The following is a 15,346-nucleotide window of genomic DNA, read 5'->3' as shown; positions in this document are numbered from 1 at the left end:
AGCTAATGAATTCAAGCTTTTTAAAAAGTTATACACAACAAAAAAACGAAGTGTGCATAACTTTTTAACAACCTGTTTTTTTGTGCATAAGTGTGGAGGAAACTAAAAATAGAATGAGATCGTTGAAAAAACTATCCACAAGTTATCCCTAAACTTTTTCGTTTTGTGGATAACTTATTTAGATGGAGGGAAAAATTAATTCCTGAAAATTTATTGACAAATCTACCCAATACTAGTTATACTATCAAAGTATGTCTATGTATTGATGGATAGTTACAATTTCAGGAGGTGGAACAAGAGATGAAAAGAACGTATCAACCAAACAAACGCAAACGTCAAAAAGTTCACGGTTTCCGTAAACGCATGAGCACAAAAAATGGTCGCAACGTATTAGCGAGCAGACGTCGTAAAGGCAGAAAAGTTATTTCAGCATAATCTATGTTGATTTTAAATAACGAATCAAGTTTAAACTAAGAACCCTTTATTATCTTCACAAAGTATCTGTGGACATAATAAAGGGTTCTTTGCTTTCTCTCATGAACTTGTTGCACACAAAAGTATAAGTTGATTAAAAAGAAACGTGATGATCTATTCAATCATGACTTTTGAATACGTCTATTTCATAAGAAAAAAAGTGAAAAAAAATCAAAAAAATGATAATATATGAAATTAGGGTCATTATCACCAAAATCTCTGGACATTTTCCCTGAAATTTGGAAAATTTTGACTGAGATATGCTATTATTGTAGAGTGAGCAAAAAAGAAAGACAGAAAGAAACAAAGGGATGCATATGAAGAAATCCTATAGAGTAAAAAAAGAAAAAGAATTTCAGGCAGTGTTTCAACACAAACAGTCTTGTGCGAATCGAAGATTTGTCGTCTACGTGTTGGAAAAGCCAGAACAAAAGCATTTTCGGGTAGGGATATCCGTAGGGAAAAAAATTGGGAATGCGGTTGTCAGAAATGCTGTAAAACGTAAAGTTCGTACATCGATCTACCAATTAAAAGAATCGATCGATCCATCTTGTGATTTTATTATTATCGCGAGACCCGGCGTCGACAAGTTGACATCGGAAGAAATTCACAGCAACGTGACGCATGTTTTAAAACTTGCAAAAATTTTGAAATAAGAGAGGAACAGTTTTGTGAAGAAGTATAAACGCCTATTATTGATGGCAGGCTTAGTTACACTTGTTTTTGTGTTGTCTGCCTGTGGAACAGCCCCGATTAATGAAAGTAGTACAGGAATTTGGGATCGCTATATTGTCTATTATTTCGCTGAGGCGATCAAATTCTTATCCATTTCAGCAAATACTGGTATCGGGATCATTCTGTTTACATTAGTGATTCGAATCATTTTATTACCATTAATGCATTTCCAAACGAAAAGCATGCGTAAGACCCAAGAATTACAACCAAAATTAAAAGCGCTACAAAAACAATATTCATCAAAAGATCCAGAAACACAACGTTTATTCCGTGAAGAACAACAAAAATTATATGCCGAAAATAATGTAAACCCATATGCTGGTTGTTTACCATTATTGATTCAAATGCCGATTATGATGGCACTATATCAATCGATTTCTCGTGTACCTGAATTGAAGCAAGGAAGTTTTATGTGGCTGAATTTAGGTCAACCCGATCCGTATCTAATTCTACCGATTCTTGCAGCTGTGTTTACATTTGCCAGCAGTTATTTAACAAGTATGAGTCAGATCGAATCAAATGCGTCATTGAAAATCATGAACTTTGTAATGCCAGTTATGATTTTTGTTATGGGGATGAGCTTAGCCAGCGGGTTATCACTTTATTGGGTGGTTTCTAACGCTTTCCAAGTGGGTCAAACATTATTGATCAATAATCCATTCAAAATCCGTAAAGAGCGTGCTGAAGCAGAACGACAAGTGAAAGAACGCGAACGAGCATTGAAGAAAGCAATGAATCCTAAGAAAAAAAATAAGAAAAAATAAAAGGAGGTTTTCCAGATGCCGGTATATGAGGGAAACACAATTGAAGAAGCAACAACTAAGGGCTTAAACGCACTGAATTTATCAAAAGAAGAAGTAGAGATCAGCGTGATCACAGACGCTAAGAAAGGTTTCTTAGGTTTTGGTAAAAAACTTGCTCAAGTATCGATTGAACCTACTGTTAGTGAACAAATTTCAGAAGCAGTTGCAGAGACAGTCGAAGATATTATTGTGACAGATGAGGAAGTTAAAGTAGAAACAGCTGTTGAAGAATTGTTAGCAGCTAAAACATCAGATTCTGATTCCTCACAGCCCAAAGTCTTGGAAAACTTAAATGATGAAGAAGCAATCACTGAATTAGCAATGTATTTAACAACCATTTCAAAAGAGTTGAATGCGCCGGCTTTAGTCCGCTTAGAACGTAAAGATGGGTTGTTGGTTTTCCATTTAGATACAGATAAACAAGGGATTTTGATTGGAAAACATGGAAAAGTCCTAAACGCTCTGCAATATTTAGCACAAGTTTTTGTCCATCGTGTTGCAGAAAATAAATTGTCAGTCGTGGTAAATGTTGGCGATTATCGCGAAAAACGTCAAGCAATCTTACAACGTTTAGCAGAAAGAACGGCAGAAAAAGTCAAACAAACTGGTCGTCCAGTCTTTCTGGAACCAATGCCAGCATTTGAAAGAAAACAAATTCACTTTACCTTGAGTAAAGATGATCACATCAAGACACATTCAGAAGGCGATGAACCGTATCGCTACTTAGTGGTTGAACCTGCGAAAAAGCATTATTAAGCAATAAAAATGACCCTTTAAAAGCAATTTTTTAAAGGGTCATTTTTTATTTAAATCAAGTAACGTCATAAAAAATACATTGACAAATACTGTTAAACAAAGTATATTTTAAACGAAATCATTCTTATCAACGTACAAAATACGATGATAAAGTAGTCGAAGCATTCGTGCTTCTTCCAGCCTGGTTCTTTTAGAATCAGGTTTTTTTATTTAGCCAATATTGGTTTGTGTAAATTGTACGACTGTACCATAAGCAAATATTTCCACGACCCATTTCCCTTGGTACTCCACATATTTTTCTTCAAAATGGCAGTTGATCACAGCATCTGCTTCATACTCAAATGCGATCACTTTTAGTTGACGATACACGCCACTGAAGACATCATTTGGATTGACATCGGGTGAAAATAAATCGGTCTCAATTCGATCTGTCGCAAAAACAATATCTCGAACGATATACTTTCTACTAACGTTTCCTGTAGATAATGTGATTCCATTTAAACGATTTTCTAATTCTTGTTCATTGAATTCGTCTTTTTTTGTTCGTTTCATCATAGGAACCTCCTCGCCTTATATAAGTTTATTTTAAAGATAAAAAGAAAGAAATGCAAAGTTAACGAACACTTTTAGTAAATAAACAATCTTGCGAAAAATATAAAAATATGCTATTCTATTTCAAGAAATTAATAGGAATTGATGCAGTGAAAGTGCTAGATCCAACCTGAAAAAATAGGGGTGGAGTGGGCGCTTTTTTTGTAGACAAAATTAGATGTATACATAGTTTTAAAGAAGATAAGAGTCGTTTAACATAATAATTATTACGCGAAAAACAGCTCAATTCATTAATGAAAGGAAGTCAATCATGCAACAAATAACATTAGAATTCGATACGATCGCCGCAATTTCAACGCCTCCTGGTGAAGGAGCCATAAGCATTGTCCGTTTAAGTGGTGATGAAGCGATCACTATTGCAAATAAAGTGTATCGTTCAGGGAGTAAACAGTTGAACGATGTACCTACTCACACGATCCATTATGGTCATATTCTTGATCCTAAAGATGATAGCTTGTTAGATGAAGTGATGGTTTCTGTGATGCGGGCACCAAAAACATTTACCAGAGAAGATGTTGTTGAAATCAACTGTCACGGCGGAATTGTCGTTGTTAATCAATTATTGCAGCTATTGTTAAGAGAAGGTGCACGTTTGGCCGAACCTGGTGAATTTACGAAGCGAGCGTTTCTAAATGGGCGAATGGATTTATCTCAAGCAGAAGCTGTGATGGATTTGATCCGAGCGAAAACGGATCGAGCAATGCATGTTGCATTGGATCAATTAGATGGAAATCTATCTTCCTTGATTCGCTCATTAAGACAAGAAATTTTAGAAACATTAGCGCAAGTAGAAGTAAATATCGATTATCCTGAATACGATGATGTAGAAGAGTTAACGACGAAATTACTACTTGAAAAAGCTGGTTTCGTCAAAGCTCAGATCGAAGGATTATTGACAACAGCGAAACAAGGAAAAATTTTACGTGAAGGTCTAAGCACAGCCATTATTGGACGCCCAAACGTTGGGAAATCGAGCTTATTGAATCATTTATTACGGGAAGAAAAAGCCATTGTAACGGATATTGCTGGAACGACACGCGATGTCATCGAAGAATACGTCAATGTCCGCGGTGTGCCGTTGAAATTGATTGACACAGCTGGTATTAGAGAAACAGAAGATATCGTAGAACGAATCGGTGTTGAACGTAGTCGTAAAGCGTTAGCTGAATCTGATTTGATTTTACTGGTCCTTAACCAGAATGAGCCGCTAAGTGAGGAAGATCGTCAATTATTAACTGCTACAGAAGGGCTAAAACGTGTGATCTTACTCAATAAAATGGACTTACCTTCTCAATTAGACCGAGAAGAATTAAAGCAACTTGTTAAGGATGAAGAAATTTTACCAGTTTCCGTTTTGTCCAATACAGGGATGGAACAATTAGAATTAAAAATCGCTGATTTATTTTTCGGCGGACAAACAGGGGAAAAAGATGCCACATATGTCTCCAATACCCGCCATATCGCCTTACTAGATCAAGCAGCAATAGCGCTAGATGAAGTCATTCGCGGAATCGAAGCTGGCATGCCAGTGGATTTAGTCCAAATGGATATGACTCGCTGCTGGGACTTTTTAGGTGAAATCGTCGGTGATAGTGTTCAAGACGAACTGATCACCCAATTATTCAGCCAATTTTGTTTAGGAAAATAGAGAGGAAGAGTCGATGAATCAATTTAAAGCAGAATCGTATGACGTAATCGTAGTCGGAGCAGGCCACGCAGGCTCAGAAGCCGCCTTAGCATCCGCTCGTATGGGCAGCAAAACACTGCTCCTAACCATTAATCTAGATATGGTGGCCTTTATGCCGTGTAACCCATCTGTGGGAGGTCCAGCCAAAGGCGTCGTGGTGCGGGAAATCGATGCACTTGGCGGGGAAATGGGTCATAATATAGACAAAACATACATCCAAATGCGGATGCTAAACACAGGAAAAGGTCCGGCCGTTCGCGCGTTGCGCGCCCAAGCGGACAAACATGCTTACGCTACTGAAATGAAACACACGATCGAACGCACTGACAACTTATCATTACGCCAAGGAATCGTGGAACGTTTGATTGTAGAAGATGGTATTTGCCAAGGCGTTGTGACAACAACAGGTGCACAATATCAGAGTAAAGCGGTAATCATTACAGCCGGAACAGCACTTCGAGGAGAAATCATCATCGGTGAGTTAAAATATTCTTCTGGCCCAAACAATTCGTTGCCATCTATTGGTTTAGCGGATCATTTAAAAGAATTAGGTCTTGAAATGGATCGTTTTAAAACAGGGACACCACCTCGCGTGAAATCTAGTACGATCGATTATTCTGTTACAGAAGAACAACCTGGGGATGAGCAACCGAATCACTTTAGTTTTAGTACACCAGATACTGCTTATAATTTAGATCAACGGTCTTGCTGGTTGACTTACACGAACGAAGGAACCCATGAAATCATTCAAGATAATCTACATCGTGCGCCGATGTTTACTGGAATTGTTGAAGGAGTAGGTGCTCGTTACTGTCCATCGATCGAGGATAAAATCGTTCGTTTCTCTGACAAACCGCGCCATCAATTATTTTTAGAACCAGAAGGATTAAATACAGAAGAAGTCTATGTTCAAGGATTATCAACTTCACTACCAGAAGATGTCCAAACTGATATTTTACATTCGATTGCTGGTTTAGAAAAAGCTGAAATGATGCGTACAGGATATGCGATCGAGTATGATGTCGTTGTGCCGCATCAATTACGCCCAACACTTGAAACCAAAGTGATCGATGGCTTATTTACAGCAGGACAAACCAACGGGACCAGTGGGTATGAAGAAGCAGCGGGTCAAGGTTTGATCGCAGGAATCAATGCGGCACTTAAAGTGCAAGGCAAAGATCCGTTTGTTATGAAACGTAGCGATGGCTACATCGGTGTGATGATCGATGATTTAGTGACAAAAGGAACCAATGAACCTTATCGTTTACTAACATCAAGAGCTGAATACCGTTTGATTTTACGTCATGATAACGCTGATTTGCGTTTAACAGAAAAAGGTCATGAAATCGGCTTGGTTAAAGAAGACCAATATACAGCCTATCTTGAAAAGAAAAAAGCAGTCGAAGCAGAAATTGCTCGTTTGAGTTCAGTCAGAGTCAAGCCTACGAAGGACGTACAAGCGTTTCTAGAAGAGAAAGGTTCTGTTCCATTGAAAGATGGAGTCTTAGCCAGCGACTTCTTAAAACGCCCAGAATTGACGTATCATGAAGTCACTCAATTTATCCCAGCAGTAGACGAAGAGTTAGATGATAAAGTCATCGAGCAAGTGGAAATTCAAATCAAATATGAAGGCTACATCAAAAAAGCGTTAGAAAAAGTCGATAAACTAAAACGAATGGAAGCCAAACGAATTCCAGAAAATATCGATTACGAAGCAATCAATGGTTTGGCAACAGAAGCAAGACAAAAATTACAAAAAATCCAACCAGAAACAATTGCTCAAGCAAGTCGGATCAGCGGAGTGAACCCAGCGGATGTATCGATTTTGATGGTTTATATTGAGCAAGGGAAGATAGCGAAATTGAAACCGGAAAATACTTGAGAATTAAATAGAAATTGAAAATAAATACGTATATTGAAAAAAGACCTGTTTGTTGATAGGTCTTTTTTTGGATATTCAATTTGTTATAGGAGGAGGAACGTGGGTTACAAAATTATATGAAAGTTATTGATTATATTTTTTAGTTAATATTTTGGTGTAAATGAAAAAAAGTTTTAAAATTTGACCAAATCACTTTTTTTAACTAGATAAACAATATCCATATAAGATCATTACTGTACTGTTAATTATAGAAAATTGCGCTTTTTTCTAAACAAATTAGACTTTATTTTAATATAAAGTTGTAATGACAGTGTCATAGATATATGATAATATGTTATATAGTAATGTAATCTCCACTAGGAGTAATGCCACTTCATATTTTCCTCTTCCCCAAGATTTGAGTATGAAGTGGTTAGTTTTTAAACAGTAATCATCCACTGATATAGTGAAATCACACATGAAGCAGCTAATCCAAACATAAATCCTTTCCTCCTCTAAAACAATTAATAAAAAATGAAAATCCAAATTTTATTAAGTAAAGTATATCAATATAAAAGTAAAAAATAAACATTATGTTTTTGTGATTTCCGCCAGTGGGATAAATTATGAAAAAACAAAAAAGATTTATCGATTTATTTTTAAATATGATAAAAAAAACCATATGAGGGATTAGGGAGGATAGACATGAATATAGGTGAGACGATTAGTTTTTTTAGAAAAAAATTGAAATTTAGACAAAAAGAACTAGTTAATGATTATATGGAAAGTTCCTCTATTTCACGAATTGAACAAGGGAAACAATCTATAAAAGTAGATGCATTGATTGAGATATTAAATCAAATGTCATTAACAGTAGAAGAATTTTTTGCAAAATGCTTAACAGACAAATCTCAAGACGAGTGGAGAAAACTATTTTATGAGTGTGCTGAAAACCCAAACAAGGACTCAGCAAAAAAAGAGCTTTTACGTTATTATGATTCAGTTAGGTTGAAGGATAAGAGCCTAAAAGAATGGGTAAACTACTTAAATATTAAAGTATACTTTTCAAGGCTGTGGGATGAGATTGATGCGATTTCAATAAAAGAATTAGATGAAGTATTTTATTATTTAAAGTCTAAAGATTATTATCAGCAATATGATTACGTGATAATAAGTAATATGATTTTACTTATGAAGGATGATCAACAGGAATACTTACTTTCTAGAGCAATTCCTATTCAAGATGAAGCCTCACGAACAGATGAGGTAAAAAAAAATGCTTGTCAAATCCTGATAAATTTGATTACATCAAGGATTTACAGAAAAGATTTTGTTGGAGCCAAAAAGTATTTACAAAAAACAGAAACATTGGCTATAAGTAAAACAGATTACCGACTGGCTTTAAATATTGAGTACTTAAAGAACTTATTAGGGTATTTGATAACAGGAGAAATGTTCTACATGAAAAATATCCAAACATATATTATTTTATTGGAATTTGTAGGAGATGAACAAACATTAAAAGCAGTGAAAGAAGAAGTAAAAGTTTTGACGTATACAAATACCAATACTGTAAAAATAGATGAAAATGATTTTCCTATAGGGATATTGAAATGAAAAGTAGTTATAGTGTAAATAGGACAGAGATTCAGCACAATTGTTGAGTCTCTTTATTTTATTGAAAAGCTTAAAGTAAATCTATAAGAAAATTAGATCAAAAAATTCTCAAATAGGGGAAAAAGACCAATTGTCTTAGGTTCTTTTTAAATGATAAAATATAAACAACAAAAAGTTTTTGATATTCCGTTGATGATGAGAATATTAAAAGGCAATAAAGGAGTATTTAAATGACAATTAACAGTTATATGAGCATTGCAGGAGGCATTTCGGCTTCTTTTAGTCAATCTGCTAGTACATTGAATAGTATCAGTGCTTCAACCGTCTCATCAGGTACCAATGTCTTGGGCAACGCAAAAGCCAAACAAGCAATGAATAAATATGAACAGGGACTAAAGTTGTTATCTTCCAGCGTCGTTTCTGCGGGAAATAACATTCATTCCGTTGCGAAAGAATTTGAAAAGGTCGATCAGAATATTGCTCAATTGACAAACTTAAACAATTTGGGAGGTTTTCGATGAACGATATAGATTATGATCAAAAAAATTATCAGTTTCGTATGCGAATTGAACAGTTGCAACAGGATCAACTAGGTATAAAGAAAGAACAACGCCAAGTAGAAGAGCAACAAGACGCTTTTTTCTACCTCCAACAAAAAGAGCAACAAGCGTATGAATTTGTTTTGAATAGTTGTGAAACAGAGGAACGCGCTATTTACCAAGACCGGGGAGACGAAAGTCTTCATCTAGCTAAAAAAGTGCAACTAGAACTTGAAGAGCAACAAGTTGAATTACAAAAAGAATATCGCTCGTTGTTAGATCAAGAAGAATCAATAAATGCAGAACAAACTTCTTTTTGGAAGCAAAAGGAGGGAGAGTCAAGTGGGACTTAGTTTTTATATCGGTGAAGTTCAAGCACAAGCCAATCAAGCTTCTCGAATGAATAATCAGGCAAGCCAAGCAATTGCTTCACTACAAACAAGTATTCAGTCTTTTTTATCAGCACCATTATCTAGTAAGGCGTATGATTCAGCTAAAAGCTATTTCATGGTGGCTTACACACCGTTGTGTCAATCTGCTATAATGACAGGAGAAGCACTAGAAAGTGCGAATAAACGCCTACTTAGCGATTATCAGAGTATGGTTTGTGGAATTGATACGATCGAAGATGAAATTTTAGAACAAATCGCTCGTTTCGAAGAGGTCAAACGAGATGTTGAGCAACAAATGAGCACAGCGAAAACAACACGCCCTGATTTAGAACGGCGTTACATGAATGCCTGTGAGACTATTGAGAAACGCCGAGAGAAATTAAGAAAGTTCCATGAATATAATACCCATTCAGCGAGTATCTTTTCTGATTACGAAGCCAGTGAAGCAGAATTTAGTACAGGTTTGAATCAAGTAGCAAACTGCAAAGCTTGGAATCCAGCGACAGGAACATTTGATATGACTCGTTTAAATATGAGTTGGGCGAAACCAATCAATGAACGCTGGAAAGCTCGAGCAAAAGAGATAGAAAATCGAGCGAAAGCCAAACGAGACAACTGGGAAAGACAAGTAAAAGCAGACGGCTTGAAATTACAAGGCGAATTGGATATACGCAAATATATGCTTGTCGATATTAATGGAACGAAAAGATGGATGTGGGTTATTGATCCAAATCGCATCACTCAAGAAGACTTCCGAGTAAACGAAGCGTATGATTTATGGATAAAAAATCAGATAGAGCTTTACGGCAGAGATGCGGTTTTAGGTAAAGAAGAACCTGATTATTTGACGAAATTAGCGATTGAATTACGAGATGGAAAAAATTATGATACAGGAAAACCCTTAACTGATCTTGAAAAAGCGCAACGCTGGGCAACTATTGCAAGTATGATTGCTGCGACAGGGATTGCAGGTTATTATGCGAATAATCCATTGACTGCTGGGCAAGTTACGCCTAAAAGGACACCTATTACTGGGAGCAAGGATGGGAAAAATTATGCACTGGACAGAAATAAAAGTAAGGGGAACTGGGACGTTAAAACGCCTAGTGGAATTAATCCTAGAACTGTCATTAAAAATGGTGGAAAAATGCCAAATCATATAGTTATCCAAAAGGGAGGGTTATCTAAAGATGGGAAACCAAATTCTTCTGCAGATATTCTTAATCCTGATGGGAGTGTTAAACAACGAAGATATTATGATGAAAAAGGTAGAGCTACAGAAGATATAGATTTCAATCACTCAGATGATGGAACTCATGAGTTTCCACATAGACACAAATGGGATTGGTCAAATCCTGAAAAGCCAAAAAGATTAAAGTGAGGATGAATAAAAAATGGAATGGAAAAATTTAGAAACTCAATCGGATATAGATGAATTAATGCAATCGCTAGATAATTTCCATGATAGTTGCATAAAGGATTTGAAATATACAAGTGGTACTTATGTAGATGAAGATTTCTCTATGATAATGAATACGGATCCCGTTGTAAATCTATTTATTCAAAGACAATCAGAATTTATGACAACGATTGAATTTTGTTTAGAGGGTGTTAATCAGTTTCATATAAATAATATTTTAGATTCAACGTTAGAAATATTTGAAGCTAGCTTCTTTGAAAAAGATGGGAATTTTTATTGGTATAGTAGCGATGATATTGAGGATGAAACTGCTACAAGTTTTATATGTAAAAAAATTAAGTGGAGAGAGCTTTCATAATATACTGGGGTGAAACATGTGCAATGAATTAATCCATACTACAAAATGTGAGTATATCGAATCTGATCCTACTAGTAAATTAGGAAACTGTTTTATTGTTAATTTAAAAGGCAATGAAATATCAAATAAAATGGAATTATTTAGTGTATTACAAAAAGAATATACATTGTCAGATGCTAATAGTTGGGAAGGGATAACTGATTGGTTAACAGATTTAAGTTGGATTGAAACAGATAATTCTCAGTTAATTGTGCATAACTATACTTATTTTTTAGGTGATGATAATAACCTCAAAGACATATTTGAAGAAATATTGATAGATTTTGTTTTGCCTTTTTTGGAAAAAGAAATCCTAACTACTGTTGTAAAAGGAGAACCGAAAGGGTTTATTGTCTATCTAATTGATTAGATTTAATAAATAGAAATAATGATCTCGTTAAAAAATATTGATTTTCATTTGTGATCAGAACATCTTTATAATTTAAAAAGCCTCGTTACATCAATTAAAGATGTAGCGAGGTTTCTTAAATAATAAGTTGTTAAAGTGCATCAATAAAAGAATTTCAAAGTATAAAAATAAATAGAAGAAGCAATGTCCATAACCCCTTTTTTAACTACATTTTGATTACATTCATTAAGAGTGAGTGAAAATATATGAATCCATTTTTATTAAAAAACATAGTAAATTAGCAACATTGATCTGTTTGAAAACTTATGAAAATCAAAATTTCGACTATATCGAACAAGGTAAGATAGCAAAGGTACAACCATAACACACAAAAAAAGCCACCCTTTAAAAAAGGGATGGCTTTTTCTTTTTTTACTCAGTATCGCTCTCAATGCTATCTGTATCTTCTTGCGTAATAACAAAATTAATTAATTCTGTTTTATCTGGGTTAAGGAAAATCACTTGAATTTTAACATCTGGGATCACTATCTTAGCCCCATCGATTACTGGTTTTAATCCTTTAATCAATGTAGGTTTCAAAGCCTCGACATCCACTTCAGCGGCTGGTGCTTGCGCAAATGTATAGGTATAAACAATTGTACTATCTTCTCCTTCAGTTATAGAAATATCAGAGTACATTCCTTCGTATTGCTTTTTCAAGCTAGGAACTTGTGATTGAGCGCCTTCGATCATAAGCTTAAACTGTTTTGAGTTACCAGCTTCAGATTCTGCTGTTTTTTCTACCTGCTCACTAGTAGATGATTCTGAACTTTCTTCCTGACTCTGACTGCTAGTACTAGCAGCAGTGCTTGCTGAACTTGAACTAGTATTTGCCTTACCACAACCACTAAGAACTAAAGCTCCCATTAAAAAACAAACCATTCCCACTTTTACCTTTTTCATTTTTTCTTCTCCTTGTAAACTAAAATATTTTATATAACACTAGTTAATTTTAACATAATATATAAAGAGCGCACTATTTATATTTAAATTTTCTTCTTAATTTACATAAAGGATGCAAAATACTTTTTGTTTCACATGAAACATTAGCCTTTTTTAGGTGCAAATGAATACCCGCATTAGGGAGAGTTTTAACAGTAAGTTAAGAGTTCGTATGTCTCAATATTAAGTAAAATCAAGGTACAAATGAAAATCAAAATAAAGGAGGTAGAAATAATGCGTACAATCAAAACAATCACCGATTTTTGGGAAGTAATCGATGAGATAAGAATAAAAAAAGAACTGAATTGGTCTGAATTAGTAGGTGGAAAGGCTAAATTAGCTGGCAGTAGACGATGGAATCCATCGTTAACATATATACTTCAAATACAAAAAAGACTGGACATTGATATCCTAAATACGATTGCTTATGAGTTGTCTGAATCGGAACAAATCCTTAATAAAGATCCAGAAACACCGAATAAAATGAAGCTGATCCATCAATGGATTCAATCTGATAACTGGATGGAAGATGAAGAAATCGTCAAAAAAGTTCAAGAAATAGCTAAGACGATTCTATAGTAAAAATAAATGAAAGGAGTAAAAACGATGGCAAATATAGAACACATGATTAAATGGATGGCCGAGCGTAAAGGAAAAGTCACGTACTCAATGAACGTGCGATTAGGTCCCAACAGCTATGATTGCTCAAGTGCCGTTTATTACGCATTGATCAACGGCGGTTTTTTGAATACTGGAATTATGGGGAATACAGATACACTTTTCTTCCATTTAGAAAACAGTGGTTGGACCCAAGTAAAAAAAGATGGATTTGGGAATTATCCTGCAAAAAAAGGAGACATTTTTATCTGGGGAGATCGAGGAGCTTCTGGAGGAGCCTCTGGCCATACGGGGATTTTTATAGATGATCAAGACCGAATTATTCATTGTAATTATGGTTATAATGGTATTACCGTCAATGATCATGATACGATTTGGGCGTTAAATGGGTGTCCTACGATAACGATTTATCGTTATGGGAAAGGTGAAAGTAATCAGCCGAAACCTCAGCCAAATCCCCCTAAACTTCAACCTGAATCACAAAAACAACCATCAAGTTTGATTCCAATGTCAGGAACCTTTTATCCAGATAGACAATTAGCAGTTAGCCGAGATACAGAGCCAGATGACAGGATTAGTCCAGCACTTGATTATTATTCAGCGGGTATGGCAATCAACTACGATCACTATCTTCATAGTAAGGGTTATGTTTGGATCAGTTATATCAGTCAAGCTGGTTCTCGCCGCTATGTTGCAGTGGGCCCAGATGACGGACAGATAAATACAACATGGGGAACTGGTTTTTTTAACTAATCAAAAAAGTACCTTTCTATAAAAAACAGCCGAACCCTGCTATAATGATGGGAAAGTAATGATAGGTGGACTGATAGTTAATGAAAACGAATTTTGTAGAAAGTGAATTTGCTCCGTTAAAGAGAGTTGTTTTAGCACAATCACAATTTTGTTTACCAGAAGGGGAAGATGAGTTAGATACAAGTTTTTTATCAGAAAAAAATCTGGCTCTATTTGATCATAAAGTTGGCGATATAGCAGAAATTTACCCGGATATGCAACTAAAATGGGAACAAGAGAAAGAGCAAATGGCTACATTATTAACTTCTTATGGGGTAGAAGTGATTAGACCGAGAATGTTGACAGAATATGAAAAAGAGTTAGGCAGAAAAAATGGACATGGTTATGCTAATTTCTTCTCCAGAGATCCATTTTTTACGCTTGGACATTTCGTTATTGAAGGAAACTTGAGATTTGCTCATCGACGTATGGAAATATTGCCGATTCGAGATATATTAATTGAGGAATCCAACCATTCAGAAGCAGTCTATTTAGCTGCGCCACAACCAGATATTTCGCAAGGAGCAGAAAGTGAAGTAGGACCGTTTTTAGAAGGCGGCGATGTTTTAGTATACGATAAAACGATATTTGTTGGGTACTCTGGTTTGGCTAGTAATTTAAATGGAATCAATTGGCTGAAGTCATTTTTAGCGCATTGGGACTATAATGTTATACCTGTGCGTTTACACCCAGATATATTACATCTGGATTGTGCATTAAGTATGGTTCGAGAGGGCTTGATGATTTGCTGTGAAGAAGCCTTTTTAGACGGTCTGCCGAAGGAATTAAGCAATTGGGATAAGATCAACGTTTCTTTAAAAGACGCATCTTTATTGATGACAAATGGTCTTCCAATCAATGAATCTGTGTATGTTACAGATCAGGCATTTACAGAATTGATTGCAGCATTGGAAGAATATGATATAAAAGTTGAAACATTGGATTACGAAGTTTCAAGGATATTCGGCGGTTCGTTCAGATGTACGACACAAGCATTACTGAGAACAACAAACTCGTTGTGAATTTGGCTAAGATTATAGAAAACTAAAAGAAATTCAGAATTTCACCAAACAATCGTAATAAAGAAACCAATTTTTCAACACAAAATAGTCACAATTTCAGGTTATTATATATTCATACCAAACAAACAACCCTAACAAAACACTTTTTCATTTTTTAACTCCTTTTCCCACTCTTCCCCAAAGAGTGGGTTATTTGTTGTGAATCACTACGACTGGCTATGCCAGAGTAGATGATGAACAATACTTGGCGACCAGAGGGAGAGAAGTCTC

17 protein-coding genes are annotated in these 15,346 nt (G+C 35.4%); 15 read left to right on the top strand and 2 right to left on the bottom strand.

Annotated elements, in window-relative coordinates; translation table 11 throughout:
* Positions 1-300: 300 nt before the first annotated feature.
* The 4 genes from rpmH to jag all read left to right on the top strand — a co-directional run bounded on the left by rpmH (position 301) and on the right by jag (position 2,768).
* Positions 301-435 carry a 50S ribosomal protein L34 gene (rpmH, locus tag A5821_RS11900; RefSeq protein ID WP_010762140.1) on the top strand — a complete coding sequence of 45 codons (135 nt, stop codon included), beginning with the start codon at positions 301-303 and terminating at the stop codon, positions 433-435.
* Positions 436-791: 356 nt separating this feature from the next.
* Positions 792-1,130 carry a ribonuclease P protein component gene (rnpA, locus tag A5821_RS11895; protein WP_086315697.1) on the top strand — a complete coding sequence of 113 codons (339 nt, stop codon included), beginning with the start codon at positions 792-794 and terminating at the stop codon, positions 1,128-1,130.
* A 15-nt stretch (positions 1,131-1,145) separates the two neighbouring features.
* Positions 1,146-1,973, top strand: coding sequence for a YidC/Oxa1 family membrane protein insertase (locus tag A5821_RS11890; RefSeq protein WP_086314773.1), 828 nt, complete (start codon positions 1,146-1,148; stop codon positions 1,971-1,973).
* Between the two features lie 15 nt (positions 1,974-1,988).
* Positions 1,989-2,768: an RNA-binding cell elongation regulator Jag/EloR gene (gene jag / locus A5821_RS11885; RefSeq protein WP_086314772.1), complete on the top strand. Its 780-nt coding sequence runs from the start codon at positions 1,989-1,991 to the stop codon at positions 2,766-2,768.
* A gap of 210 nt (positions 2,769-2,978) precedes the next feature.
* Here jag and A5821_RS11880 read toward each other — a convergent pair whose 3' ends face one another.
* Entirely contained in the window at positions 2,979-3,320 is a 342-nt protein-coding gene (locus A5821_RS11880; protein WP_086314771.1) for a hypothetical protein, read from the bottom strand.
* Positions 3,321-3,630: 310 nt separating this feature from the next.
* Here A5821_RS11880 and mnmE point away from each other — a divergent pair, with 310 nt between their 5' ends.
* From mnmE to A5821_RS11840, 8 genes are all read left to right on the top strand, one after another.
* Positions 3,631-5,028 (top strand): tRNA uridine-5-carboxymethylaminomethyl(34) synthesis GTPase MnmE, encoded by a 1,398-nt coding sequence (gene mnmE, locus A5821_RS11875; RefSeq protein ID WP_086314770.1) that lies wholly within the window; start codon positions 3,631-3,633, stop codon positions 5,026-5,028.
* 13 nt (positions 5,029-5,041) lie between these two features.
* Positions 5,042-6,949, top strand: a complete 1,908-nt coding sequence (gene mnmG / locus A5821_RS11870) for a tRNA uridine-5-carboxymethylaminomethyl(34) synthesis enzyme MnmG (protein ID WP_086314769.1) — start codon at positions 5,042-5,044, stop codon at positions 6,947-6,949.
* Between the two features lie 684 nt (positions 6,950-7,633).
* Positions 7,634-8,545 carry a helix-turn-helix domain-containing protein gene (locus tag A5821_RS11865; RefSeq protein WP_086314768.1) on the top strand — a complete coding sequence of 304 codons (912 nt, stop codon included), beginning with the start codon at positions 7,634-7,636 and terminating at the stop codon, positions 8,543-8,545.
* A gap of 230 nt (positions 8,546-8,775) precedes the next feature.
* On the top strand, positions 8,776-9,066 hold the full coding sequence (locus A5821_RS11860) for a TIGR04197 family type VII secretion effector (protein WP_086314767.1): 291 nt from the start codon (positions 8,776-8,778) through the stop codon (positions 9,064-9,066).
* A complete protein-coding gene (locus tag A5821_RS11855; RefSeq protein ID WP_086314766.1) occupies positions 9,063-9,437 on the top strand; it encodes a DUF3958 family protein in 375 nt (124 codons plus the stop codon). Before A5821_RS11860 ends, A5821_RS11855 begins: the two co-directional genes overlap by 4 nt.
* Positions 9,427-10,857, top strand: coding sequence for a T7SS effector LXG polymorphic toxin (locus A5821_RS11850; RefSeq protein WP_170923031.1), 1,431 nt, complete (start codon positions 9,427-9,429; stop codon positions 10,855-10,857). The genes A5821_RS11855 and A5821_RS11850 overlap by 11 nt, the downstream gene beginning before the upstream one ends.
* Positions 10,858-10,870: 13 nt before the next feature.
* Positions 10,871-11,254 (top strand): hypothetical protein, encoded by a 384-nt coding sequence (locus tag A5821_RS11845; RefSeq protein ID WP_086314764.1) that lies wholly within the window; start codon positions 10,871-10,873, stop codon positions 11,252-11,254.
* A 16-nt stretch (positions 11,255-11,270) separates the two neighbouring features.
* On the top strand, positions 11,271-11,663 hold the full coding sequence (locus tag A5821_RS11840) for a barstar family protein (RefSeq protein WP_086314763.1): 393 nt from the start codon (positions 11,271-11,273) through the stop codon (positions 11,661-11,663).
* A 411-nt stretch (positions 11,664-12,074) separates the two neighbouring features.
* Here the strand turns inward: A5821_RS11840 and A5821_RS11835 are convergent, their stop codons facing one another.
* Positions 12,075-12,605, bottom strand: a complete 531-nt coding sequence (locus A5821_RS11835; protein WP_086314762.1) for a hypothetical protein — start codon at positions 12,603-12,605, stop codon at positions 12,075-12,077.
* A 273-nt stretch (positions 12,606-12,878) separates the two neighbouring features.
* Between A5821_RS11835 and A5821_RS11830 the strand changes: the two genes are divergently transcribed.
* The 3 genes from A5821_RS11830 (at position 12,879) to A5821_RS11820 (ending at position 15,076) form a co-directional block, all read left to right on the top strand.
* On the top strand, positions 12,879-13,223 hold the full coding sequence (locus A5821_RS11830) for a hypothetical protein (RefSeq protein ID WP_086314761.1): 345 nt from the start codon (positions 12,879-12,881) through the stop codon (positions 13,221-13,223).
* A gap of 27 nt (positions 13,224-13,250) precedes the next feature.
* Positions 13,251-14,015 (top strand): peptidoglycan amidohydrolase family protein, encoded by a 765-nt coding sequence (locus A5821_RS11825; RefSeq protein ID WP_086314760.1) that lies wholly within the window; start codon positions 13,251-13,253, stop codon positions 14,013-14,015.
* Between the two features lie 80 nt (positions 14,016-14,095).
* On the top strand, positions 14,096-15,076 hold the full coding sequence (locus A5821_RS11820) for a dimethylarginine dimethylaminohydrolase family protein (protein ID WP_086314759.1): 981 nt from the start codon (positions 14,096-14,098) through the stop codon (positions 15,074-15,076).
* Positions 15,077-15,346 lie beyond the last annotated feature (270 nt).

The organism is Enterococcus sp. 7F3_DIV0205 (assembly GCF_002141365.2).
Taxonomy (GTDB): Bacteria; Bacillota; Bacilli; order Lactobacillales; family Enterococcaceae; genus Enterococcus_L; species Enterococcus_L palustris.
Note: the sequence above shows the minus strand (reverse complement) of the source record. Positions and strands in the feature narration are given on the sequence as shown.

Coding starts and splice junctions, on each gene's coding strand:
- mnmG (WP_086314769.1), top strand. CDS start 5,042: ATGAATCAATTTAAAGCAGAATCGTATGACGTAATCGTAGTCGGAGCA.
- A5821_RS11865 (WP_086314768.1), top strand. CDS start 7,634: ATGAATATAGGTGAGACGATTAGTTTTTTTAGAAAAAAATTGAAATTT.
- A5821_RS11835 (WP_086314762.1), bottom strand. CDS start 12,605: ATGAAAAAGGTAAAAGTGGGAATGGTTTGTTTTTTAATGGGAGCTTTA.
- A5821_RS11845 (WP_086314764.1), top strand. CDS start 10,871: ATGGAATGGAAAAATTTAGAAACTCAATCGGATATAGATGAATTAATG.
- rpmH (WP_010762140.1), top strand. CDS start 301: ATGAAAAGAACGTATCAACCAAACAAACGCAAACGTCAAAAAGTTCAC.
- rnpA (WP_086315697.1), top strand. CDS start 792: ATGAAGAAATCCTATAGAGTAAAAAAAGAAAAAGAATTTCAGGCAGTG.
- A5821_RS11840 (WP_086314763.1), top strand. CDS start 11,271: ATGTGCAATGAATTAATCCATACTACAAAATGTGAGTATATCGAATCT.
- A5821_RS11880 (WP_086314771.1), bottom strand. CDS start 3,320: ATGAAACGAACAAAAAAAGACGAATTCAATGAACAAGAATTAGAAAAT.
- jag (WP_086314772.1), top strand. CDS start 1,989: ATGCCGGTATATGAGGGAAACACAATTGAAGAAGCAACAACTAAGGGC.
- A5821_RS11820 (WP_086314759.1), top strand. CDS start 14,096: ATGAAAACGAATTTTGTAGAAAGTGAATTTGCTCCGTTAAAGAGAGTT.
- A5821_RS11825 (WP_086314760.1), top strand. CDS start 13,251: ATGGCAAATATAGAACACATGATTAAATGGATGGCCGAGCGTAAAGGA.
- A5821_RS11855 (WP_086314766.1), top strand. CDS start 9,063: ATGAACGATATAGATTATGATCAAAAAAATTATCAGTTTCGTATGCGA.
- A5821_RS11830 (WP_086314761.1), top strand. CDS start 12,879: ATGCGTACAATCAAAACAATCACCGATTTTTGGGAAGTAATCGATGAG.
- A5821_RS11860 (WP_086314767.1), top strand. CDS start 8,776: ATGACAATTAACAGTTATATGAGCATTGCAGGAGGCATTTCGGCTTCT.
- mnmE (WP_086314770.1), top strand. CDS start 3,631: ATGCAACAAATAACATTAGAATTCGATACGATCGCCGCAATTTCAACG.